This window comes from Rhizobium sp. LC145 (assembly GCF_001005825.1).
GTDB lineage: Bacteria > Pseudomonadota > Alphaproteobacteria > Rhizobiales > Rhizobiaceae > Neorhizobium.
This window is the reverse complement of record NZ_LBHV01000001.1, coordinates 695,210-711,533: the sequence shown is the minus strand read 5'-3', so window position 1 is coordinate 711,533 and position 16,324 is coordinate 695,210. Positions and strand designations below refer to the sequence as shown.

The following is a 16,324-nucleotide window of genomic DNA, read 5'->3' as shown; positions in this document are numbered from 1 at the left end:
GCTTGGCCGCAGCCCTCAGCCTTTCCGTTTTCCGCTTTGTTTGACGGGTTTTGGATCGGTCGTCGCCGTGGTCGCAGGCTGGGTTATGGTGATGAAATCCGTCCCCTTACCGGTCTCGGGGCTATAGCCGTCGTCGGTGATCGTCAGCGAGGTGCCGTCGCTCAAAAGCGCATCGATCCGCTCGCGTACGTCCTCGGGGATATCGATCCGGTCGAGCGCGCGGGCTGCCGCATTCGGATCATATGGATCGGCTTCGGCGGTGACGCCGAGCCGCTTCATCGTCCGCGGCGCCATGCTATTGGCCAGTGTAACCGCCCGCCATTCGGCGCTTTCCGTTTCGCGGTCCACTTTGTCGGCGATGAGGAAATGCGTGCCGAGCGCACGTTCCGGCTGCCGAATGCCGATCGGAGCCTCGAAGAGCGGCTTGAAATTCTGCCGCACCATGAGCTGTCCCGAAGGTGGCTCGGCCTTGCCTGCGGATCGATAGAGGGCCGCCAGGAATACCGGCGACAGAAGCGGATCCTTTTGCGGCAGTTCCTTCCAGCGCTTGAAACCCGCAATCGCGGAACGCGTTTTAGGCCCGGCAACGCCGTCCGGTATGCCCGCATCGAAACCGAGTTCCGTCAGCAGAGCTTGCGCGTCGCGCAGGATTTCCTTTTCGCCACGGCGATGAATGAGGATGCGCAACGGAGCGTTTTCCCCCTTGGTTTCAGCCTGCTTTGCTTGCTTGCTGGGAGAGGGCGGCATGACGTGCATCGCGACCTCTACCGGCCTGGATGGATCGTCGATCCTCGTTGGCCGCAATTCGAGATCGGAAACAAGCGCGCCATCCGGCAGCGGCTTGCGCGGCGCAAAGAGTGCCGGATGATCGATGCGGGCTGGCGTAACCGGGGCATCGGAAACGATGACATGCACGCCGCGCCGAGTCATTTTGTAAAGCGACTTGGCGAACATGCCCGGCATGCGGATGCAGCCATGCGAGGCGGGGTAGGAGGGGACCGAGTCGGATTCGTGTAGTGCGATTCCGGACCAGGTCAGCCTCTGCATGAAGGGCATCGGGGCGTTCGAATAGATGTTGGATTCGTGATATTTGCGCTTCTCGAGAATGGAGAAGATGCCGCCGGGCGTCTCATGTCCGTTCTTTCCGGTGGAAACGCGTGACGTCGCCACGACCATGTCCCCGTCATAGACGGTCATCGACTGCGTGTTCTTGGAAATGATGATCTGCAGCGTGCGGGCGCCTTCCGCCCACGCCGCATGTGGCAACATGGCCGCCGAAAGGAGGCCTATCCCGAAGGCGATTTGACGCAACATGTCCCACACCCAGATCAAAACTTTTGCGTGTATATTAGCTGATCTGGTTAAAGGAATGTTTTCCGACAGGTGATCAAAATCAGCGGGTGGTGAGGTTTCCCATCACATTTCATTGATCGCGCCGATGCTTGCCGAATGTGTATCCGGTCTCCACCGCCGCCTTCCCGAATTTGTCGCGCAGCTTGTCCATGGCGGCTTCCGCAGCGGCCCGACGTCCTGCCTGCCGATCCACGAGGTCCGGAGGATCGGCGCGGACAGGGTCGCCGAGATCGGTGACGCCGATGCCGATCAGTCGGAACTTCGTGCCATCGGTCTCCCGTTCCAGAAGGGCGAGCCCCGTGCGGAATATCCGGTCTGCGAGCTGAGTGGGATCTTCGAGGCGGCGGTTGCGCGTGCGAGACTTGAAATCGGCGCTCTTGAGCTTCAGCACGACCGTCTGGCCGGCGATCGAGTGCTTCTTCAGCCGCGTCGAGACTTTTTCCGAAAGGCCGCGCAGAATGGGCACGAGGTCGTCATAGCGGGAGATGTCCTCGAAAAAGGTCGTCTCGGCCGAAACGCTTTTCGCGGCCTCGTTGGGATGCACGTCGCGATCATCGATTCCGCGGGAGAGGCGGAAGAGGCGCTGGCCCATGGAGCCGTAGCGGCGCATGAGGTCACTCTCTTCCATCGTCTGCAACTGCCCGATGGTACGGATGCCGTCCGCTTCGAGCGTCGCGTTGAAGGCGCGGCCGACGCCCCAGATGGTGGTCACCGGGCGTGGCGCGAGAAATTCGAGCGCCTCGGCCTTGCCGACGACGGAAAAACCGCGCGGTTTCATGAGGTCGGAAGCGACTTTCGCCAGGAACTTGCAGTAGGAGAGCCCCGCCGAAATGGTGATTCCCACTTCGTTTTCCACACGCTTTGCGAACTTCGCGAGAATGCGCGCCGGCGGATCGTGGTGAAAGCGTTCGGTGCCGGAAAGATCCAGAAAGGCTTCATCGATCGAAAGCGGCTGTACGAGCGGGGTCAGGTCCTGCATCATCGCGCGCACCTCGCGCCCGACTTTCACGTATTTTTCCATATTGGGCCGGATGACGACAGCGTCCGGGCACAGCTCCAGCGCCTTGAACATCGGCATGGCCGATCGCACGCCGTTGATGCGTGCGATATAGCATGCCGTGGAAACCACCCCACGCTTTCCGCCGCCGATAATCACCGGTTGGTCGGCAAGCGTCGGATCGTCGCGTTTTTCGATCGTCGCATAGAAGGCATCGCAATCGATATGGGCGAGGCTGAGCTCGTAGAGTTCGCGATGATAGACGAGGCGAGGGCTGCCGCATGTGCGGCAGCGGCGCGCCTCCGCCTTCTGCTCGGCAAGGCAGTCGCGACAGAAGCCGGGTGTCTTGTCGGGCGCGCTCGTCATACGGGGAACAAAGGTTGAACGTCGGCACGTTACGCCCAAAGCCCGCAAGTCTCAAGGGCGGCGGCAGCCATGTGCTGGGGATATCACTTGCTAATGGGCAGGCCGAAATCGGCGGTCGTCGAAATCTCAATATTCTCCCGAATCGAGCCCCGGTCGCGAATAATGCCGCCAGGCGGCGGCGACCGCCTCGGGCTTGGTGCCGGTCGCCTCGCAGAACGCAAGCAGCGTCGGCTCGTGGCTCATCACGAAGTCGATCAAGCCGCTGAGAAAACCGGGATCGTTCACCGCGGTGCGCAATTGCGTCGCCAGCAGGCCGGAAAGCGCAAGGAAGCGCCCGAGCATCTCCGGTTCGCCGGCGAGCCAGCCAAGTATCGCCGCCGCCGTTGCCTCCGCGCCGGCCGCATTGCTTCGGGTGTTTCCGGAATCGCTTTGCATTGCCTTGATCGAATTACCTCTTTTTCAACCAAATGGCGTTAATCTGTCCGCGACAGGACATATGGAATCGGCCTCGCGCGACCATATATGCTGAATGCAGGCGTGCAAGGCTGGATTTAAGGAACGGATCGCCATGCCCAAACGGGTCATGATTGTCGAGGACAACGAGCTGAACATGAAGCTCTTCCGCGATCTGATCGAAGCGTCGGGATACGACACGATCCAGACCCGCAACGGCATGGAAGCGCTCGACCTTGCGCGCAAGCATCGTCCGGATCTTATCCTCATGGATATCCAGCTCCCCGAGGTCTCGGGCCTGGAGGTGACCAAGTGGCTCAAGGAAGACGACGAGCTTCACCTCATTCCGGTGATCGCGGTCACCGCCTTCGCCATGAAGGGCGATGAGGAACGCATTCGGCAGGGGGGCTGTGAAGCCTATGTCTCCAAGCCGATTTCGGTGCCGAAATTCATCGAGACTATCAAAACCTATCTGGGCGACGCGTGAGATCGGGGCGTAGGGCATGACGGCGCGAATATTGGTGGTCGATGATGTTCCCGCAAACGTGAAGCTTCTGGAAGCCCGGCTGCTCGCTGAATATTTCGATGTGCTGACTGCGGCCGATGGACAGAAGGCGCTCGATATCTGCGAGAATACCCATGTCGATCTCGTCCTCTTGGATATCATGATGCCGGGCATCAGCGGTTTCGAGGTCTGCGAACGGCTGAAGAACAATGCCCGCACCGCACACATTCCGGTCGTGATGGTGACTGCGCTCGACCAGCCCTCGGATCGCGTTCGAGGACTGAAGGCAGGCGCCGACGACTTCCTGACCAAACCGGTCAACGATCTTCAGCTTGTCTCCCGCGTGAAGAGCCTGGTGCGCCTCAAGACGCTCAGCGACGAGCTGCGTGTTCGCGCCGAAACGGCGCAGAACATGGGCATGGAAGAGATGCTGAAAGCAGGCGACGGGCGGGACGAGCCCGGCCAGGTACTGTTGGTGGATGGCCGCGCCAGTTCCCAGGAGCGCATCATCAAGGCGTTGAAGCCGGTGGCGAACGTCATGGCCATGTCCGATCCCCAGGCCGCGTTGTTCGAGGCTGCAGAGAACCCGGTCGATCTGGTCATCGTCAACGCCAATTTCGAAGACTACGATCCGCTGCGGCTTTGCTCTCAGCTCCGCTTACTCGAGCGCACGCGCTTCCTTCCCGTCCTGCTGGTCACCGATCTCGGCGCCGAGGATATGATTGCCCGCGCGCTCGATCTCGGCGTCAACGACTATATCGTTCGGCCGGTCGATCCGAACGAGCTCCTGGCGCGCACCGTCACGCAGATCAGGCGCAAGCGTTACAACGACCGCCTGCGCCAGAGCGTGCGCCAGACCATAGAACTCGCCGTCACCGACGGGCTGACGGGCCTCGCCAACCGCCGCTATCTCGATAATCATCTGAAGGTCGTGTTCAACCGGGCCGTGGCGCGGGCGAGGCCGCTTTCGGTGTGCATCACCGATATAGACCGGTTCAAGCACGTCAATGACACCTTCGGCCACGATGCGGGCGACGAGGTGCTGAGGGAATTCGCTTCACGCCTGCGCTCGACCGTGCGCGGCGCTGACCTGGCCTGCCGCTACGGCGGCGAGGAATTCGTTGTCGTGATGCCGGATACCGACGCTGCCGCTGCGGCGATCATCGCCGAGCGTCTGCGTCATATCATCGAGAACGAGCCCTTCGTTCTGCGCAGCTCCGGCGCGGTGCTGAACATTACCGCTTCCGTCGGGGTGGCATGCAACACATCGGGCGCCGAGACGCCGGAGTGGCTGCTGAAGCAGGCCGACCGCGCGCTGTACGAGGCGAAGACCAGCGGCCGCAATAGAGTCGTTGCCGCCGCCGCCTGACTTTCGGCAAGCCTGTGGATAAGGCATGTTGCGGTGCGATCGTACGAATTTGGTAACGATTGTGATAACGAATAAAAGCGCGATGTTTTATTCCGATTGTCGTTCGAGATTTCTATAATTGACAATTTTTCTAAGAATTTCTCAGTAAATACGAAATAAATACAAATTTTAACTGCAGATATATTCTGGATTCCTCGCTTTTTCTGTCGATAGTAGCCTTAAGCTGAATATTTTTTCCGAATTTTCTTTCGAATTGGAATTGGGCTGGAAAATTCTATCGTAGTAAAACTACACTATCGCCAAAGCTACTTAGGTCTTCCGGCAAAGCAAGATGGAAATGCGGCTAGTCATTAGCCCCAATTTTAACCAACTCTGGAGGCAAATCGCCCTCCGCATTAAGAATGTGTTGATTTTCTTCCATTTCTGAGCAATTTTGGCCGCAACGCAAAAATGGTACCCAAACAGGGTCAGCCATACCCCATGATGCTCAGGTCCGCCGCATCTCCTGGGTCGTGGGGTCGGTCGACTGGCAGGCATAATAAAAGCGGTTCCTCGTGCCGTGATTGCATGCCGGTCGACCCCCGATCAAAGCGCCGCTTCCTCAAGGAGCGGCGCTTTTCTTTTGAGGGACTTCCTGCAGAAGACTGTCGCCCGAAGGCTCCGCCCTGACGGCAAAAGAAAGGGCGCCCGGCCTTGCAGCCTGCGCCCGAGGTATGCCCAAGATCAATGATTACTTGATCTTGGTTTCCTTGAACTCGACGTGCTTCTTGACGATCGGGTCGTACTTGGTCTTCGTCATCTTGTCCGTCATCGTACGGCTGTTCTTCGTCGTGACGTAGAAGAAACCTGTATCGGCCGTCGACAGCAGCTTGATCTTGATGGTCGTAGCTTTCGCCATGGTCGTTCTGCCTTTAAGAAAAATGAAGCCGCGGACGGCCGGATGGTGTCCACGGCAAAATCTGGCGCGAAATTACAAATCGCGCCCGAAAAGTCAACTCCGTTTTGGCCTTAAAATCGCCCGGCCAACGGAAACAAGCACATAGAAGCCGAAGAAAGCGGCCAATGTCCAGGCAAAACCGTCTTTTCCGGTGACATCGATCGCCGCCCCGATGGCCTGCGGACCGGCGACCGTGCCCACCGCATAGCAGAAGATGAAGGCTGCGTTCGCCGCCACCAGGTCCGGGCCGGTGAGTCTCGATCCGAGATGGGCAAGCCCGACCGTATAGAGCCCGGAGACGCAGCCGCCCCAGAAGAACAGGACCACCGCCATCAAAAGCCAGTTCTCGATCAGGAAGGGCAGGGCAAGCGAACCGACCAGCCCCAGCGCCGCCATGGCGGTCAGAAGCGGTCGGCGGTCGCGCAGCCGGTCGGAATACATGCCGAGCGGGATCTGAAAGGCCATGTTCCCGACACCCATGACGGTCAGCAGCAGCGCTGCATGCGATTCGCTGAGCGCCGAACGCAGGGCATAGATCGGAAACAGGGAGAGACCGCCCGCAGAAACGGCTCCGAAGGCGAAAACAGCGGCCGTCGCCGTCGGAACGAGGAATATGTAGTGTAGGAAATGCCGTTCGGGTTTCGTGTTCAGCACCGGGCTTTCGTGCCTGGCGATGAAGATCGGAATGATGGCGAGCAAGATGACGCCGGCACCCACCAGGAAGGGAAGAATGCCCTCGCTGCCGAGGAGTGAGAAGAGGAGGGGCCCGACCGCAAAGCCGATGGCGAGCACCGTGGCATAGATGCCGAGCACCAGGCCCCTGCGCCGCGGTGGCGCGGCGTCGTTGATCCAGAACTCCGACAAGATGAAAAGGGTGGTCGTTGCGCCGTGGAATGCGAAACGCAGCGGAAACCACATCCAGAAGGCTTCGGCGTAATAGAAGCCGAGCGCGCTCAACGCCGCCAGAACAACGGCGAGCATCATGATCTTGGCGACGCCGTGGTCATGCGCGAGCTTGGTCGTGATCGGCGCCGCCACCATTGAAGCTACGCCGGCCATCGCGGCGTTCAGGCCGATCAAGGTCGAGGGTATGCCGCGCTTTTCGAGAATGATGCTGAGAAGGGGCAGGCCCAGGCCGATCGCTATACCGACGGCGCTGATGGCCGAAATCGCGGCGATCAGCGAAGGCCAATGGATTTCCTCGACATGGCCGTTGGCGTCGGTCGTCGGCTGGGACATTCAGAAATCCTTACAATCGGGTGCGGACGAGTTGCCCATGCCGCGCGGAATAGAAGGGCACTGGGCTGCCAAACGATGGTGAGGGATTTGCCGCCATCAATTCCTTCACCTCGCTTAGCACCGTGCGCGTGATCAGCGGCATGTTCAGGCTGGAAAGATCGGTCATGTCAAGCCAGCGCAGGTCCACGAGTTCGCTGGAAGCCCCCAGATTGGAAAGATCGAGGGACATCTCGTCGCAAAAGCCGAGAAAAAAGCGGGTATCGAAACGCCGCACGTTTCCGGGCGGTGTGATCGCGCGGGCGACATAGCGAAGCGTGGAAAGGTCAGCCGCCGGCGCATCGATGATCGCGGCACCCGTCTCCTCGCAAAGTTCGCGGATAGCGGCGAGCGCCAGAGCCCTTGCGCCTTTGACGCCCATGCCGCTGCGGCTGCCGGCCATCAGCTTTTCGATGACCAGCGGATGCAGGTCGCGGCGATAGGGCAGGGCATGGTCGCGCGGATCGCGCCGCCCGCCGGGAAAGACGTAGAGATCGGGCATGAAGACATGGCCCCTGCCGCGCCGTCCCATCAGCACTTTCGGCGTATTGGATGAGCGGTCGATCAGAAGAATCGATGCCGCGTCACGCGGACGAACCCCGGCAACATGCGCGCTTTCTTTCCGCGTCGCTGCGAAAACCGTGGCTTCCTCCTGCGAAGTCTTCATGCAATCGGTCCGCCGCGGCCGGGATCGGCGCTGTCGTCCTCACCGCCGAAGCCGTGCATCCGGAGTGCCCATTGCAGACCGATGACGCCACCCTTGATCGGCTGGATGGTGGCGAGCGCGGCAAGCACGGAAAGCGGTGCCCATATGGCGAGGTGAAGCCACATGGAGAGAGGGAATATGAGGTCGGTCATCATGTAGCCGCCGAGCAGCACATGGCCGACGACGAAGATGACCAGATAGGGCGGCAGGTCGTCGGCGCGCTGATGGTGGAGTTCTTCTCCGCATGCCGCGCAACGGTCCACGGGCTTGAGGAAGGCGCGGAAAAGCTTGCCTGTCCCGCAATTCGGACAGGTGTTCAGCAGGCCCCGCTTGATCGAGCGTCCGAGAGGCCGATCGCTTGCCTGCGTTCCGCCATAGCGTATCGGCTGCTGGCGCTGTCCCTGCATTCCTATCTCCCGCGGCCGCGGCGTGGCGGCCGCGTGCCGGGTTGCGACGGCCGGCCCCTGGAACGGTCGCGCCTGCCGGACTTGTGGAAGGAGCGCGTCGCCGTCGGCATCTTGCGGCCCTCGCTCAGCATTTCGAAGCGCAGCGCGCCGGCAAGCGGCACGGCCTCCGCCAGCCTGACATCGACGCTGTCTCCGAGCTGGTAGCCCAGGCCGGTTTTTTCGCCGGATAGAGCCTGATGGGCTTCGTCATAAATGAAATAATCCTGTCCGAGCGTGGAGATGGGCACGAAGCCATCGGCACCATAGACCGGCAATGTGACAAAAAGGCCGGCCTTCGTGACACCCGACACGCGGCCCTCGAACTCTTCCCCGATCCGTTCGGAAAGATGATGGGCGATCAGCCGGTTGATGGTGTCCCGCTCGGCGGCCATGGCCCTGCGCTCGAAGGTGGAGATTTCCGCCGCTATGTCGTCGAGCGCCGCTTCCTCGTCCGGCGTGATGCCGCCTTCGCCGAGACCGAGCGAACCGACGAGCGCGCGGTGCACGATCAGGTCGGCATAACGGCGAATGGGCGAAGTGAAGTGCGCGTACTTCATCAGGTTGAGGCCGAAATGCCCGATATTCTCGGGACTGTAGATCGCCTGGCTCTGGGAGCGGAGCACCATCTCGTTGACCATGGTCTGGTGCGGCGTATCGAGCGCCTTGGCAAGAATCCCGTTGAAGGAATTGGCGCGAAGCTGTCCGCCCTTCACCATGGGAATTCCGATGGTGGCGAGGAATTCGCGCAGCGTTTCCTGCTTGGAAAGCGCCGGCGCGTCATGCACGCGGTAGACCAGTGGCTGGCGCTTCTTCTCCAGCGTCTCGGCGGCCGCCACGTTCGCCTGGATCATCATCTCTTCGATGAGCTTGTGGGCGTCGAGCCGCTCCGGAATGTGGACCCGGTCGACCGTGCCGTCCGGCTTCAGGATGATCTTGCGCTCCGGCATGTCGAGTTCGAGCGGCTGGCGTCGGTCGCGGCCGCGCTTGAGAACGGAATAGGCGTGCCATAGCGGCTTCAGGATAGGCTCGAGCAGAGGCCCCGCCTTGTCGTCCGGCTTGCCGTCGATCGCCGCCTGGGCCTGTTGATAGGAAAGCTTGGCCGCGCTCTTCATCATCACGCGATGGAAAGTGTGGCCGGCCTTGCGCCCGTCCTTCGAGAAGACCATGCGCACGGCGAGCGCCGGGCGGTCCTCGCCTTCGCGCAGCGAGCAGAGGTCGTTCGATATGCGCTCCGGCAGCATCGGCACGACGCGATCGGGGAAATAGACGGAATTGCCGCGCTTCAGCGCCTCGCGGTCGAGGGGGGCTCCGGGCCGGATATACCAGGAGACATCGGCAATGGCGACCGTGACGATCACACCGTCCGGATTGTCGGGCGAGGGGTCGAGCTCCGCATAGACCGCGTCGTCATGATCCTTGGCATCCGCCGGATCGATGGTGATGAGCGGCAGGTCGCGCCAGTCCTCGCGCTTGGACATGCTGGCCGGCTTTGCTGCCTCCGCCTCGTCGAGCACCGCCTTCGGGAAGACATGCGGAATGCCGTGGGCGTAGATCGCGATCATCGAGATCGCCTTCTCCGAGGCGACCGAGCCGATAACCGAAAGTACGCGTGCGCGCTGCAGGCCGTAACGGCTGGAGCGGATGGTTTCCGCCTCGACGAGATCGCCGTCCTTGGCTTCGCCCAGTCCATCCGCTTCGATTACCATCTCCTCGCCACGGCGATCGATGGGAAGCAGCCGGATTTCGTGTTCGAGCTTGCGCACCACGCCCAGCGAAGCGCCGCGGCGGCGATCGATGATCTTGATGACCCGCGCTGTATAGGCGGGGCCTGTCCGGTCCTTGTTCGTGAATATCTTCGCAAGGATCCGGTCGTTGAGACCGGCGGCAGGCGTCTTGCCCTTGCCCCGGTTCTCCGAGGATTGGCGGATAAGGACGGCCGGTGCCGCACCCTGATCTTCCGGCCATTCCGCCGGCCGCCCGATCAGTTCGCCATCCTTGTCGCGGGTGGTGATGTCGAGCACGGCCACAGGGGGAAGGGCGCCCGGCCGGGCGAGCGATTTGCGGCTTTTGGTGAGAAGTCCTTCACCTTCCAGCGTACGTAGGAGATCTTTCAGCTCCACGCGCGCTTCACCTTTCAGGCCGAAGGCCTTGGCGATCTCGCGCTTGGAAGCCCGATCCGGATTGTCGGCGATGAACTCGAGGAGGACTTCACGCGGTGGAACGGCGCCATGGATGATGACGGGCTTTTCTGCGGGAGGAGCGTTCTTCCCGCGCCTGTCTGTCGGTTTTGTTCTCTCGCGCGGTTCTCTCACGTTCCTGTCTTCTTTGCCTTGGCCGTGGTTTTCTTCGCTGCGGTCTTGGGCTTGGCCGCGGCTTTCTTGGTGTCGCTACCGGCCTTCGCGGCCGCCTTCTTCGGCTTGGCCTTACCGGAGGAGGCCTTGCCGCCCTTTTCGACAATCAGGGCAAGCGCCTGCTCCATCGTCACCGATTGCGGGTCCATGCCTTTCGGCAGCGTGGCGTTGACCTTGCCCCAGTTGACATAGGGGCCGTATCGCCCGTCTCGAACGGTGATGGTGCCGCCGTCCGGATGGTCGCCCAACTCCTTGAGCGCGGCCGGCGTTCCGCGTGTACGGCCACCCGGACCTTTGCTCAGCTTTTCGGCAAGCACGGTCACGGCACGGTTGAGGCCGATGGAAAAGACGTCTTCGATGCTTTCGAGATTGGCATAGGTGCCGTCATGCAGCAGGAACGGGCCATACCGGCCCAGCCCGGCAGAGATCATCTTGCCGCTTTCCGGATGCTTGCCGACGTCGCGCGGCAGGTTGATCAACGCCAACGCCTTCTCGTGGTCGATATCTTCCGGCTTCCAGCCCTTGGGCAGCGACGAGCGCTTGGCATCCTTGCCTTCGCCGCGCTGGATATAGGGGCCGAAGCGCCCGGAGCGCAGGGTAAGCTGCTCGCCCGTATGCGGGTCGGCGCCGAGCGCTTTCGGCTCGTTGAGCCCGTTTGCTTCCGCCTCCGCGCCGCCCTCCGAAGAAAGCTGGCGGGTATAGTTGCATTCCGGATAGTTCGAGCAGCCGACGAAGGCGCCGTACTTGCCGAGCTTGAGCGACAGGTTGCCGGTGCCGCAGACCTGGCAGATGCGCGGGTCGCTGCCGTCCTCGCGCTTCGGGAAAACCAGCGGCGCCAGTGCTTCGTTGAGCGCATCGAGCACGTTGGTGACGCGCAGCTCCTTGGTATCCTCGATCTGAGCGAAGAAATCCTGCCAGAATTCGCGAAGCACCTGCTTCCAGTCCAGCTCGCCCGCGGAAATCTTGTCCAGCTTCTCCTCGAGATCGGCCGTGAAGTCGTATTCGACATATTTGGTGAAGAAGCTTTCGAGGAAAGCCGTGACCAGCCGTCCCTTCGCCTCCGGGATCAGCTTGCGCTTCTCCATCGTCACGTATTCGCGGTCGCTGAGTGTCTTCAGCGTGGCGGCATAGGTGGAGGGACGGCCGATGCCGAGCTCTTCCATCTTCTTGATCAGCGAGGCTTCCGAGTAGCGTGGCGGCGGCTCTGTGAAATGCTGGCTCGCATCGACCTTCTGCTTGTCGAGTTTTTCGCGCGTGTTAATCTCGGGAAGGCGGCCATCTTCCTCGTCGTCTTCGTTCTTGTCGGCATCATCGCGGCTGTCGACATAGGCGGCAAGGAAACCGTCGAAGCGGATGACCGAACCCACGGCCCGCAAGCCGGCCGTCTGGCCGGCGTTATCGGCGAGGATTTCGACCGTGGTGCGCTCCATTTCGGCAGACGCCATCTGGCTCGCGATGCCACGCTTCCAGATGAGTTCGTAGAGCCGCGCCTGATCGGCGTCGAGATGGCGACGCACCTTATCCGGCGAGCGGTTGAAATCGGTCGGCCGGATTGCCTCGTGGGCTTCCTGGGCATTCTTCGCCTTGGTGGAATAGAAGCGTGCCTTTTCCGGCAGGTAGCGATTGCCGAACTGCTCGCCGATTGCATGGCGGGCGCCGTCGATCGCCTCCGGCGCCATCTGCACGCCGTCGGTACGCATATAGGTGATGAGACCAACCGTCTCTCCGCCGATATCGACGCCCTCATAGAGCTTCTGCGCCACCTGCATGGTGCGCGAGGCATTGAAGCCGAGATTGGATGAGGCCGCCTGCTGCAGGGTCGATGTGGTGAAGGGCGGGCCGGGATTACGCTTGACCGGCTTCGCCTCGACCGATTCCACCATATAGGCGGCTCCCTCGAGCAGCGCCTTCAGGCGGTTGGCTTCATCGCCGTTCTTGATCGAACGGCTCTGCAGCCGCTTGCCGTCGGCCGAGACGAGGCGGGCCTCGAAATCGTCGCCGCGGGGCGTGCGCAGGAGCGCGGAAAGGTTCCAGTATTCCTCCGAAACGAACCGCTCGATTTCCGACTCGCGGTCGCAGACGAGCCTGAGCGCGACCGACTGCACCCGGCCGGCGGAGCGGGCTCCCGGCAGCTTGCGCCAGAGGACCGGCGACAGATTGAAGCCGACAAGATAATCCAGCGCTCGGCGTGCCAGATAGGCATCGACCAGCGGCACGTCGATATCGCGCGGGCTCGCTATCGCATCGAGCACAGCCTTCTTGGTGATGGCATTGAAGACGACGCGCTCCACCGGCTTGTCGCCCAGCACGCGCTTCTTCTTGAGAACGTCGAGCACGTGCCAGGAAATAGCTTCACCTTCGCGATCCGGGTCGGTTGCGAGGATAAGGCCGTCTGAGCTTTTCACTGCGTCGGCAATGTCCTTGATGCGCTTCTGCGACGCGCTGTCCACCTCCCAAAACATTTCGAAATCCTGGTCGGGCAGAACCGAGCCGTCCTTGGCTGGCAGATCGCGGACGTGACCAAAGGAGGCGAGAACCTTGTAGCCCGAGCCGAGATACTTGTTGATGCTCTTAATTTTCCCGGGGGATTCTACGACGACAACTTTCATTCTGCTTCTCTGCATAAAGAGGCCTCGCCCGAAGTGCTTGTGCGCCCGAGCAAAAATCTGACCTCCCGACATGGAGGGCGTTTTCGTCGCGGTCAAGAGGCCTTGCCAAATTATAAGATGCAACGAGTTGCATCTTATTAGTGTATTTTTAGATTATTGCAATCTAGGATAAATGGAATATTCTCGTTGTGACGCACTCGAGCGGTAACGAGTCCGGCCGCGCAATGTCCGAGAGGAGTGAGGCATGATTCCCGACGCGAAGAAAAAGGGCTATCGCCAGGAGCAGACGCGGGAAAATAAGGAAGACGGAGGCGAAAGTAAGGAGCGGACGCGGGAAAACATCACCTATATCCGCGATATGCTGAGACAGCTTCGGAATCTCGCAGAGGGAGAAGACATGCTGTGCTATCTCATCGAGATGGCATATGTCGAAGCTGGAGATCTGCACGCGGGTGGGCGCTTCCATTCCGGATGAACCGCAATTCGCTCCGGTGAGGAGGAGCGCCCTGGCATCTGGCTGGTGTCAGGACTTCAGGAGCGTCGTGCGAATTTTATCGAGGGCTCCGTCCTGATCGGTTCCATAGGGAAGGACGCCCTTCAATCTCCCGTCCGCGCCGACGAGGAAAAGCGTAAGCGTATGATCCATACTGTAACCGCCGCTGCCGTCCGGCACTTTCTCCGCGTGAACCCGCCAGCCGTCGACGACCTTGCGCATTTCCTCGGGCTCGCCGGTGAACCCGGTGATGCGATCGGTGAAAGCGGTTACATAGCCATTCACCACCTCCTGGCTGTCGCGCTCGGGGTCGATGGTGAAGAAATAGCCCTTGAGGTTCTTTCCTTCGTCGCCGAGTTTTTCGAAGAATCCTGCCATTTCATAGAGCGTGGTGGGGCATGCGACCGGGCAATGGGTATAGCCGAAATAGACGAGAGAAGGTTGGCCCTTGAAAAGACCCTGGTCTGCCGGACGGCCAAGATGATCGGTCAGATGAAACTTTGCGCTGAAACTGCCGGTGCGAGGTTCGCTCGCATAGATCCACATCATGAGCGCCGAAAGTGCGAAAACGACAGTCGCGGCGGCGATCGTGGCAGCGGTTGCAAGTCGGTTGGCGAACATCGTTTTTCCTCGCTGAATTGACCACCATCAACTAAGCGAGTGACTGGAAGCTGCTCAATGCGGCAATTCAACCCATCGCCAGCGAGACCATACCGCCGGGGTGGCGGTGCAGCCGTCCCGCAAGGTCCAATTCCAGCAGAACCAGATAGACGGAAGCGGCCGGAAGCCCGGTATGGCGGATGATATCGTCGATTTCGACCGGTGTCGGACCGAGCGCGGAAGCGATGAGCGCCCGCACATCATCGTCGGGCGGCGGCAACATGTCGCTGCCTCCTTCACCCAGCGGTTCCTCGACGGCGGGATCGAAAAAGAGATCGATTTGAGCAAGCGGCGCCAGCGCTTCGAGCACATCCGCCGAACCTGTGGTGACGATCGCTCCGTTCTTCAAAAGTCCGTTGGTACCCTGGCAGCGTGGATCGAGTGGCGATCCCGGCACGGCGAAGACGAGGCGGCCGAAATCGCCTGCCAGGCGCGCCGTGATGAGAGAGCCGGATCGATCGGCGGCTTCGACGACCACAACGCCTAGTGAAATGCCGGCGATCAGCCGGTTGCGGCGCGGGAAATCGCGGGCGCGTGGTTCCCAGCCGAAGGGCATTTCGCTGACGGCGAGGCCTGCGCCTGACGTGATCTCCTCGAGAAGAGGAACGTTCTCGGGCGGGTAGGGCTGGTCGAGCCCGCCGGCAAGAACCGCGATGGTGCCGGTCTCCAGGCTGGCGCGATGGGCCGCGGTGTCGATGCCTCGGGCCAGCCCTGACGTCACCGTATAGCCCGCGCGGCCTGCGTCTCGCGCGATCATGGCCGCGAATTTCGAACCGCTGATCGATGCATTGCGGGAACCGACGATGCCGACCGAAGGCCTTGTCGCGATGCCTAGATCGCCTTTCGCGGCAATCAGCGGCGGCGCACCTTCGATCTGGCGGAGCGCCGGCGGATAATCCGGTTCTCCGATGCCGATGAAGCGCGCGCCGTGCCGGGCAGCCCTCTCCAGCTCGCGCTCGGCCTCCTCGACCGTTGCGATGCGGATGGCGCGCGATGCGCCGCCGCGTGCGGATAGCTCCGGCAGCATGGCAAGGGCATTCTCGGCCGAGCCGCAGTGATTGATGAGTTCCCTGAAAGTGACCGGGCCGACATTGTCGGAGCGGATCAGCCTGAGCCAGGCGATCCTTTGCCTTTCCGTCAGCGCAATTCCCGCCCGCCTCGCGCCGCCGTCCGGCATTGCCTATCCTTTTTGGCCGATCTTGCTTTCCGTGCCGGCGATCAGCCGCTTGATGTTGGCTTCGTGTTTCCACCAGGAGATTGCGGTCATGACTGCCATGACGAGCGCAACCTTATGGTCGTCTACAAACCACAATGCAACCGGAATGACAAGTGTCGCAACCAGGGCGGATAACGACGAATACTTGCTGATCTTGGCAACCGCCAACCACACGGCGGCGAAGACGAGGACCATCAGCGGTGCGACGCCTAGAAGCATGCCGATATAGGTGGCGACACCCTTTCCGCCCTTGAAAGCGAGCCAGACGGGGAAGAGATGGCCGAGGAAGGCGGCGAAGCCGGCGAGCAATCCGCCCTCGGGGCCCCAGATGTAGGTACCGATGAGCGCCGCGGCGGTCGCCTTCAGGGCGTCGAGCAGCAAGGTCGCCGCGGCGAGCTTCCTGTTGCCGGTTCGAAGCACATTGGTGGCGCCGATATTGCCCGAGCCGATCGAGCGGATATCGCCGAGGCCCGCCATGCGGGTGAGGATCAGGCCGAAGGGAATGGAGCCCAGCAAGTAGCCCAGCACGAGCGCTGCAAGTGCGATAGGCAGGGTGATCTGCCAGTTGAAAAGCTCACTCACGCTTTT

General features: G+C 61.3%; 15 protein-coding genes. 3 read left to right on the top strand and 12 right to left on the bottom strand.

Annotation, left to right across the window (positions count from 1 at the left end; genetic code table 11):
• Positions 1-15: 15 nt before the first annotated feature.
• The 3 genes from YH62_RS03660 to YH62_RS03650 form a co-directional block, all read right to left on the bottom strand.
• Positions 16-1,314 (bottom strand): L,D-transpeptidase family protein, encoded by a 1,299-nt coding sequence (locus YH62_RS03660; protein WP_046793027.1) that lies wholly within the window; start codon positions 1,312-1,314, stop codon positions 16-18.
• A 109-nt stretch (positions 1,315-1,423) separates the two neighbouring features.
• A complete protein-coding gene (locus YH62_RS03655) occupies positions 1,424-2,716 on the bottom strand; it encodes a DNA polymerase IV (protein ID WP_046792755.1) in 1,293 nt (430 codons plus the stop codon).
• A gap of 126 nt (positions 2,717-2,842) precedes the next feature.
• Entirely contained in the window at positions 2,843-3,151 is a 309-nt protein-coding gene (locus YH62_RS03650; RefSeq protein WP_046792754.1) for a DUF3572 domain-containing protein, read from the bottom strand.
• A 133-nt stretch (positions 3,152-3,284) separates the two neighbouring features.
• Between YH62_RS03650 and YH62_RS03645 the strand changes: the two genes are divergently transcribed.
• Positions 3,285-3,656 carry a response regulator gene (locus tag YH62_RS03645; RefSeq protein WP_046792753.1) on the top strand — a complete coding sequence of 124 codons (372 nt, stop codon included), beginning with the start codon at positions 3,285-3,287 and terminating at the stop codon, positions 3,654-3,656.
• Between the two features lie 16 nt (positions 3,657-3,672).
• On the top strand, positions 3,673-5,043 hold the full coding sequence (locus YH62_RS03640; protein WP_046792752.1) for a PleD family two-component system response regulator: 1,371 nt from the start codon (positions 3,673-3,675) through the stop codon (positions 5,041-5,043).
• Positions 5,044-5,773: 730 nt separating this feature from the next.
• On the opposite strand, the gene rpmG is transcribed toward YH62_RS03640, so the two are convergent.
• The 6 genes from rpmG to topA all read right to left on the bottom strand — a co-directional run bounded on the left by rpmG (position 5,774) and on the right by topA (position 13,367).
• Complete coding sequence (rpmG, locus tag YH62_RS03635) at positions 5,774-5,941, bottom strand: 50S ribosomal protein L33 (protein WP_046792751.1); 168 nt, start codon at positions 5,939-5,941, stop codon at positions 5,774-5,776.
• Between the two features lie 93 nt (positions 5,942-6,034).
• Positions 6,035-7,219 (bottom strand): MFS transporter, encoded by a 1,185-nt coding sequence (locus YH62_RS03630; RefSeq protein WP_046792750.1) that lies wholly within the window; start codon positions 7,217-7,219, stop codon positions 6,035-6,037.
• Between the two features lie 10 nt (positions 7,220-7,229).
• A complete protein-coding gene (locus tag YH62_RS03625) occupies positions 7,230-7,922 on the bottom strand; it encodes an NUDIX domain-containing protein (RefSeq protein WP_082118220.1) in 693 nt (230 codons plus the stop codon).
• A complete protein-coding gene (locus tag YH62_RS03620) occupies positions 7,919-8,368 on the bottom strand; it encodes a DUF983 domain-containing protein (RefSeq protein WP_046792749.1) in 450 nt (149 codons plus the stop codon). The genes YH62_RS03625 and YH62_RS03620 overlap by 4 nt, the downstream gene beginning before the upstream one ends.
• Positions 8,369-8,370: 2 nt before the next feature.
• A complete protein-coding gene (gene rnr, locus YH62_RS03615) occupies positions 8,371-10,644 on the bottom strand; it encodes a ribonuclease R (RefSeq protein WP_245282044.1) in 2,274 nt (757 codons plus the stop codon).
• A gap of 71 nt (positions 10,645-10,715) precedes the next feature.
• Entirely contained in the window at positions 10,716-13,367 is a 2,652-nt protein-coding gene (gene topA, locus YH62_RS03610) for a type I DNA topoisomerase (RefSeq protein ID WP_046792747.1), read from the bottom strand.
• 244 nt (positions 13,368-13,611) lie between these two features.
• On the opposite strand from topA, the gene YH62_RS03605 reads away from it, so the two are divergent.
• The gene (locus YH62_RS03605; protein ID WP_046792746.1) at positions 13,612-13,842 is read left to right on the top strand and encodes a hypothetical protein; all 231 of its coding nucleotides are present in this window, start codon (positions 13,612-13,614) and stop codon (positions 13,840-13,842) included.
• 48 nt (positions 13,843-13,890) lie between these two features.
• Here YH62_RS03605 and YH62_RS03600 read toward each other — a convergent pair whose 3' ends face one another.
• The 3 genes from YH62_RS03600 to plsY form a co-directional block, all read right to left on the bottom strand.
• Positions 13,891-14,481, bottom strand: a complete 591-nt coding sequence (locus YH62_RS03600; protein WP_052760335.1) for an SCO family protein — start codon at positions 14,479-14,481, stop codon at positions 13,891-13,893.
• 67 nt (positions 14,482-14,548) lie between these two features.
• Positions 14,549-15,697: a DNA-processing protein DprA gene (gene dprA, locus YH62_RS03595; RefSeq protein WP_046792745.1), complete on the bottom strand. Its 1,149-nt coding sequence runs from the start codon at positions 15,695-15,697 to the stop codon at positions 14,549-14,551.
• Positions 15,698-15,700: 3 nt separating this feature from the next.
• Complete coding sequence (gene plsY / locus YH62_RS03590) at positions 15,701-16,318, bottom strand: glycerol-3-phosphate 1-O-acyltransferase PlsY (RefSeq protein ID WP_046792744.1); 618 nt, start codon at positions 16,316-16,318, stop codon at positions 15,701-15,703.
• Positions 16,319-16,324 lie beyond the last annotated feature (6 nt).

Excerpts from the sequence above, each read along its gene's own strand:
- YH62_RS03660 (WP_046793027.1), bottom strand. The coding sequence starts at position 1,314 with ATGTTGCGTCAAATCGCCTTCGGGATAGGCCTCCTTTCGGCGGCCATG.
- YH62_RS03655 (WP_046792755.1), bottom strand. The coding sequence starts at position 2,716 with ATGACGAGCGCGCCCGACAAGACACCCGGCTTCTGTCGCGACTGCCTT.
- YH62_RS03650 (WP_046792754.1), bottom strand. The coding sequence starts at position 3,151 with ATGCAAAGCGATTCCGGAAACACCCGAAGCAATGCGGCCGGCGCGGAG.
- YH62_RS03645 (WP_046792753.1), top strand. The coding sequence starts at position 3,285 with ATGCCCAAACGGGTCATGATTGTCGAGGACAACGAGCTGAACATGAAG.
- YH62_RS03640 (WP_046792752.1), top strand. The coding sequence starts at position 3,673 with ATGACGGCGCGAATATTGGTGGTCGATGATGTTCCCGCAAACGTGAAG.
- rpmG (WP_046792751.1), bottom strand. The coding sequence starts at position 5,941 with ATGGCGAAAGCTACGACCATCAAGATCAAGCTGCTGTCGACGGCCGAT.
- YH62_RS03630 (WP_046792750.1), bottom strand. The coding sequence starts at position 7,219 with ATGTCCCAGCCGACGACCGACGCCAACGGCCATGTCGAGGAAATCCAT.
- YH62_RS03625 (WP_082118220.1), bottom strand. The coding sequence starts at position 7,922 with ATGAAGACTTCGCAGGAGGAAGCCACGGTTTTCGCAGCGACGCGGAAA.
- YH62_RS03620 (WP_046792749.1), bottom strand. The coding sequence starts at position 8,368 with ATGCAGGGACAGCGCCAGCAGCCGATACGCTATGGCGGAACGCAGGCA.
- topA (WP_046792747.1), bottom strand. The coding sequence starts at position 13,367 with ATGAAAGTTGTCGTCGTAGAATCCCCCGGGAAAATTAAGAGCATCAAC.
- YH62_RS03605 (WP_046792746.1), top strand. The coding sequence starts at position 13,612 with ATGATTCCCGACGCGAAGAAAAAGGGCTATCGCCAGGAGCAGACGCGG.
- YH62_RS03600 (WP_052760335.1), bottom strand. The coding sequence starts at position 14,481 with ATGTTCGCCAACCGACTTGCAACCGCTGCCACGATCGCCGCCGCGACT.
- dprA (WP_046792745.1), bottom strand. The coding sequence starts at position 15,697 with ATGCCGGACGGCGGCGCGAGGCGGGCGGGAATTGCGCTGACGGAAAGG.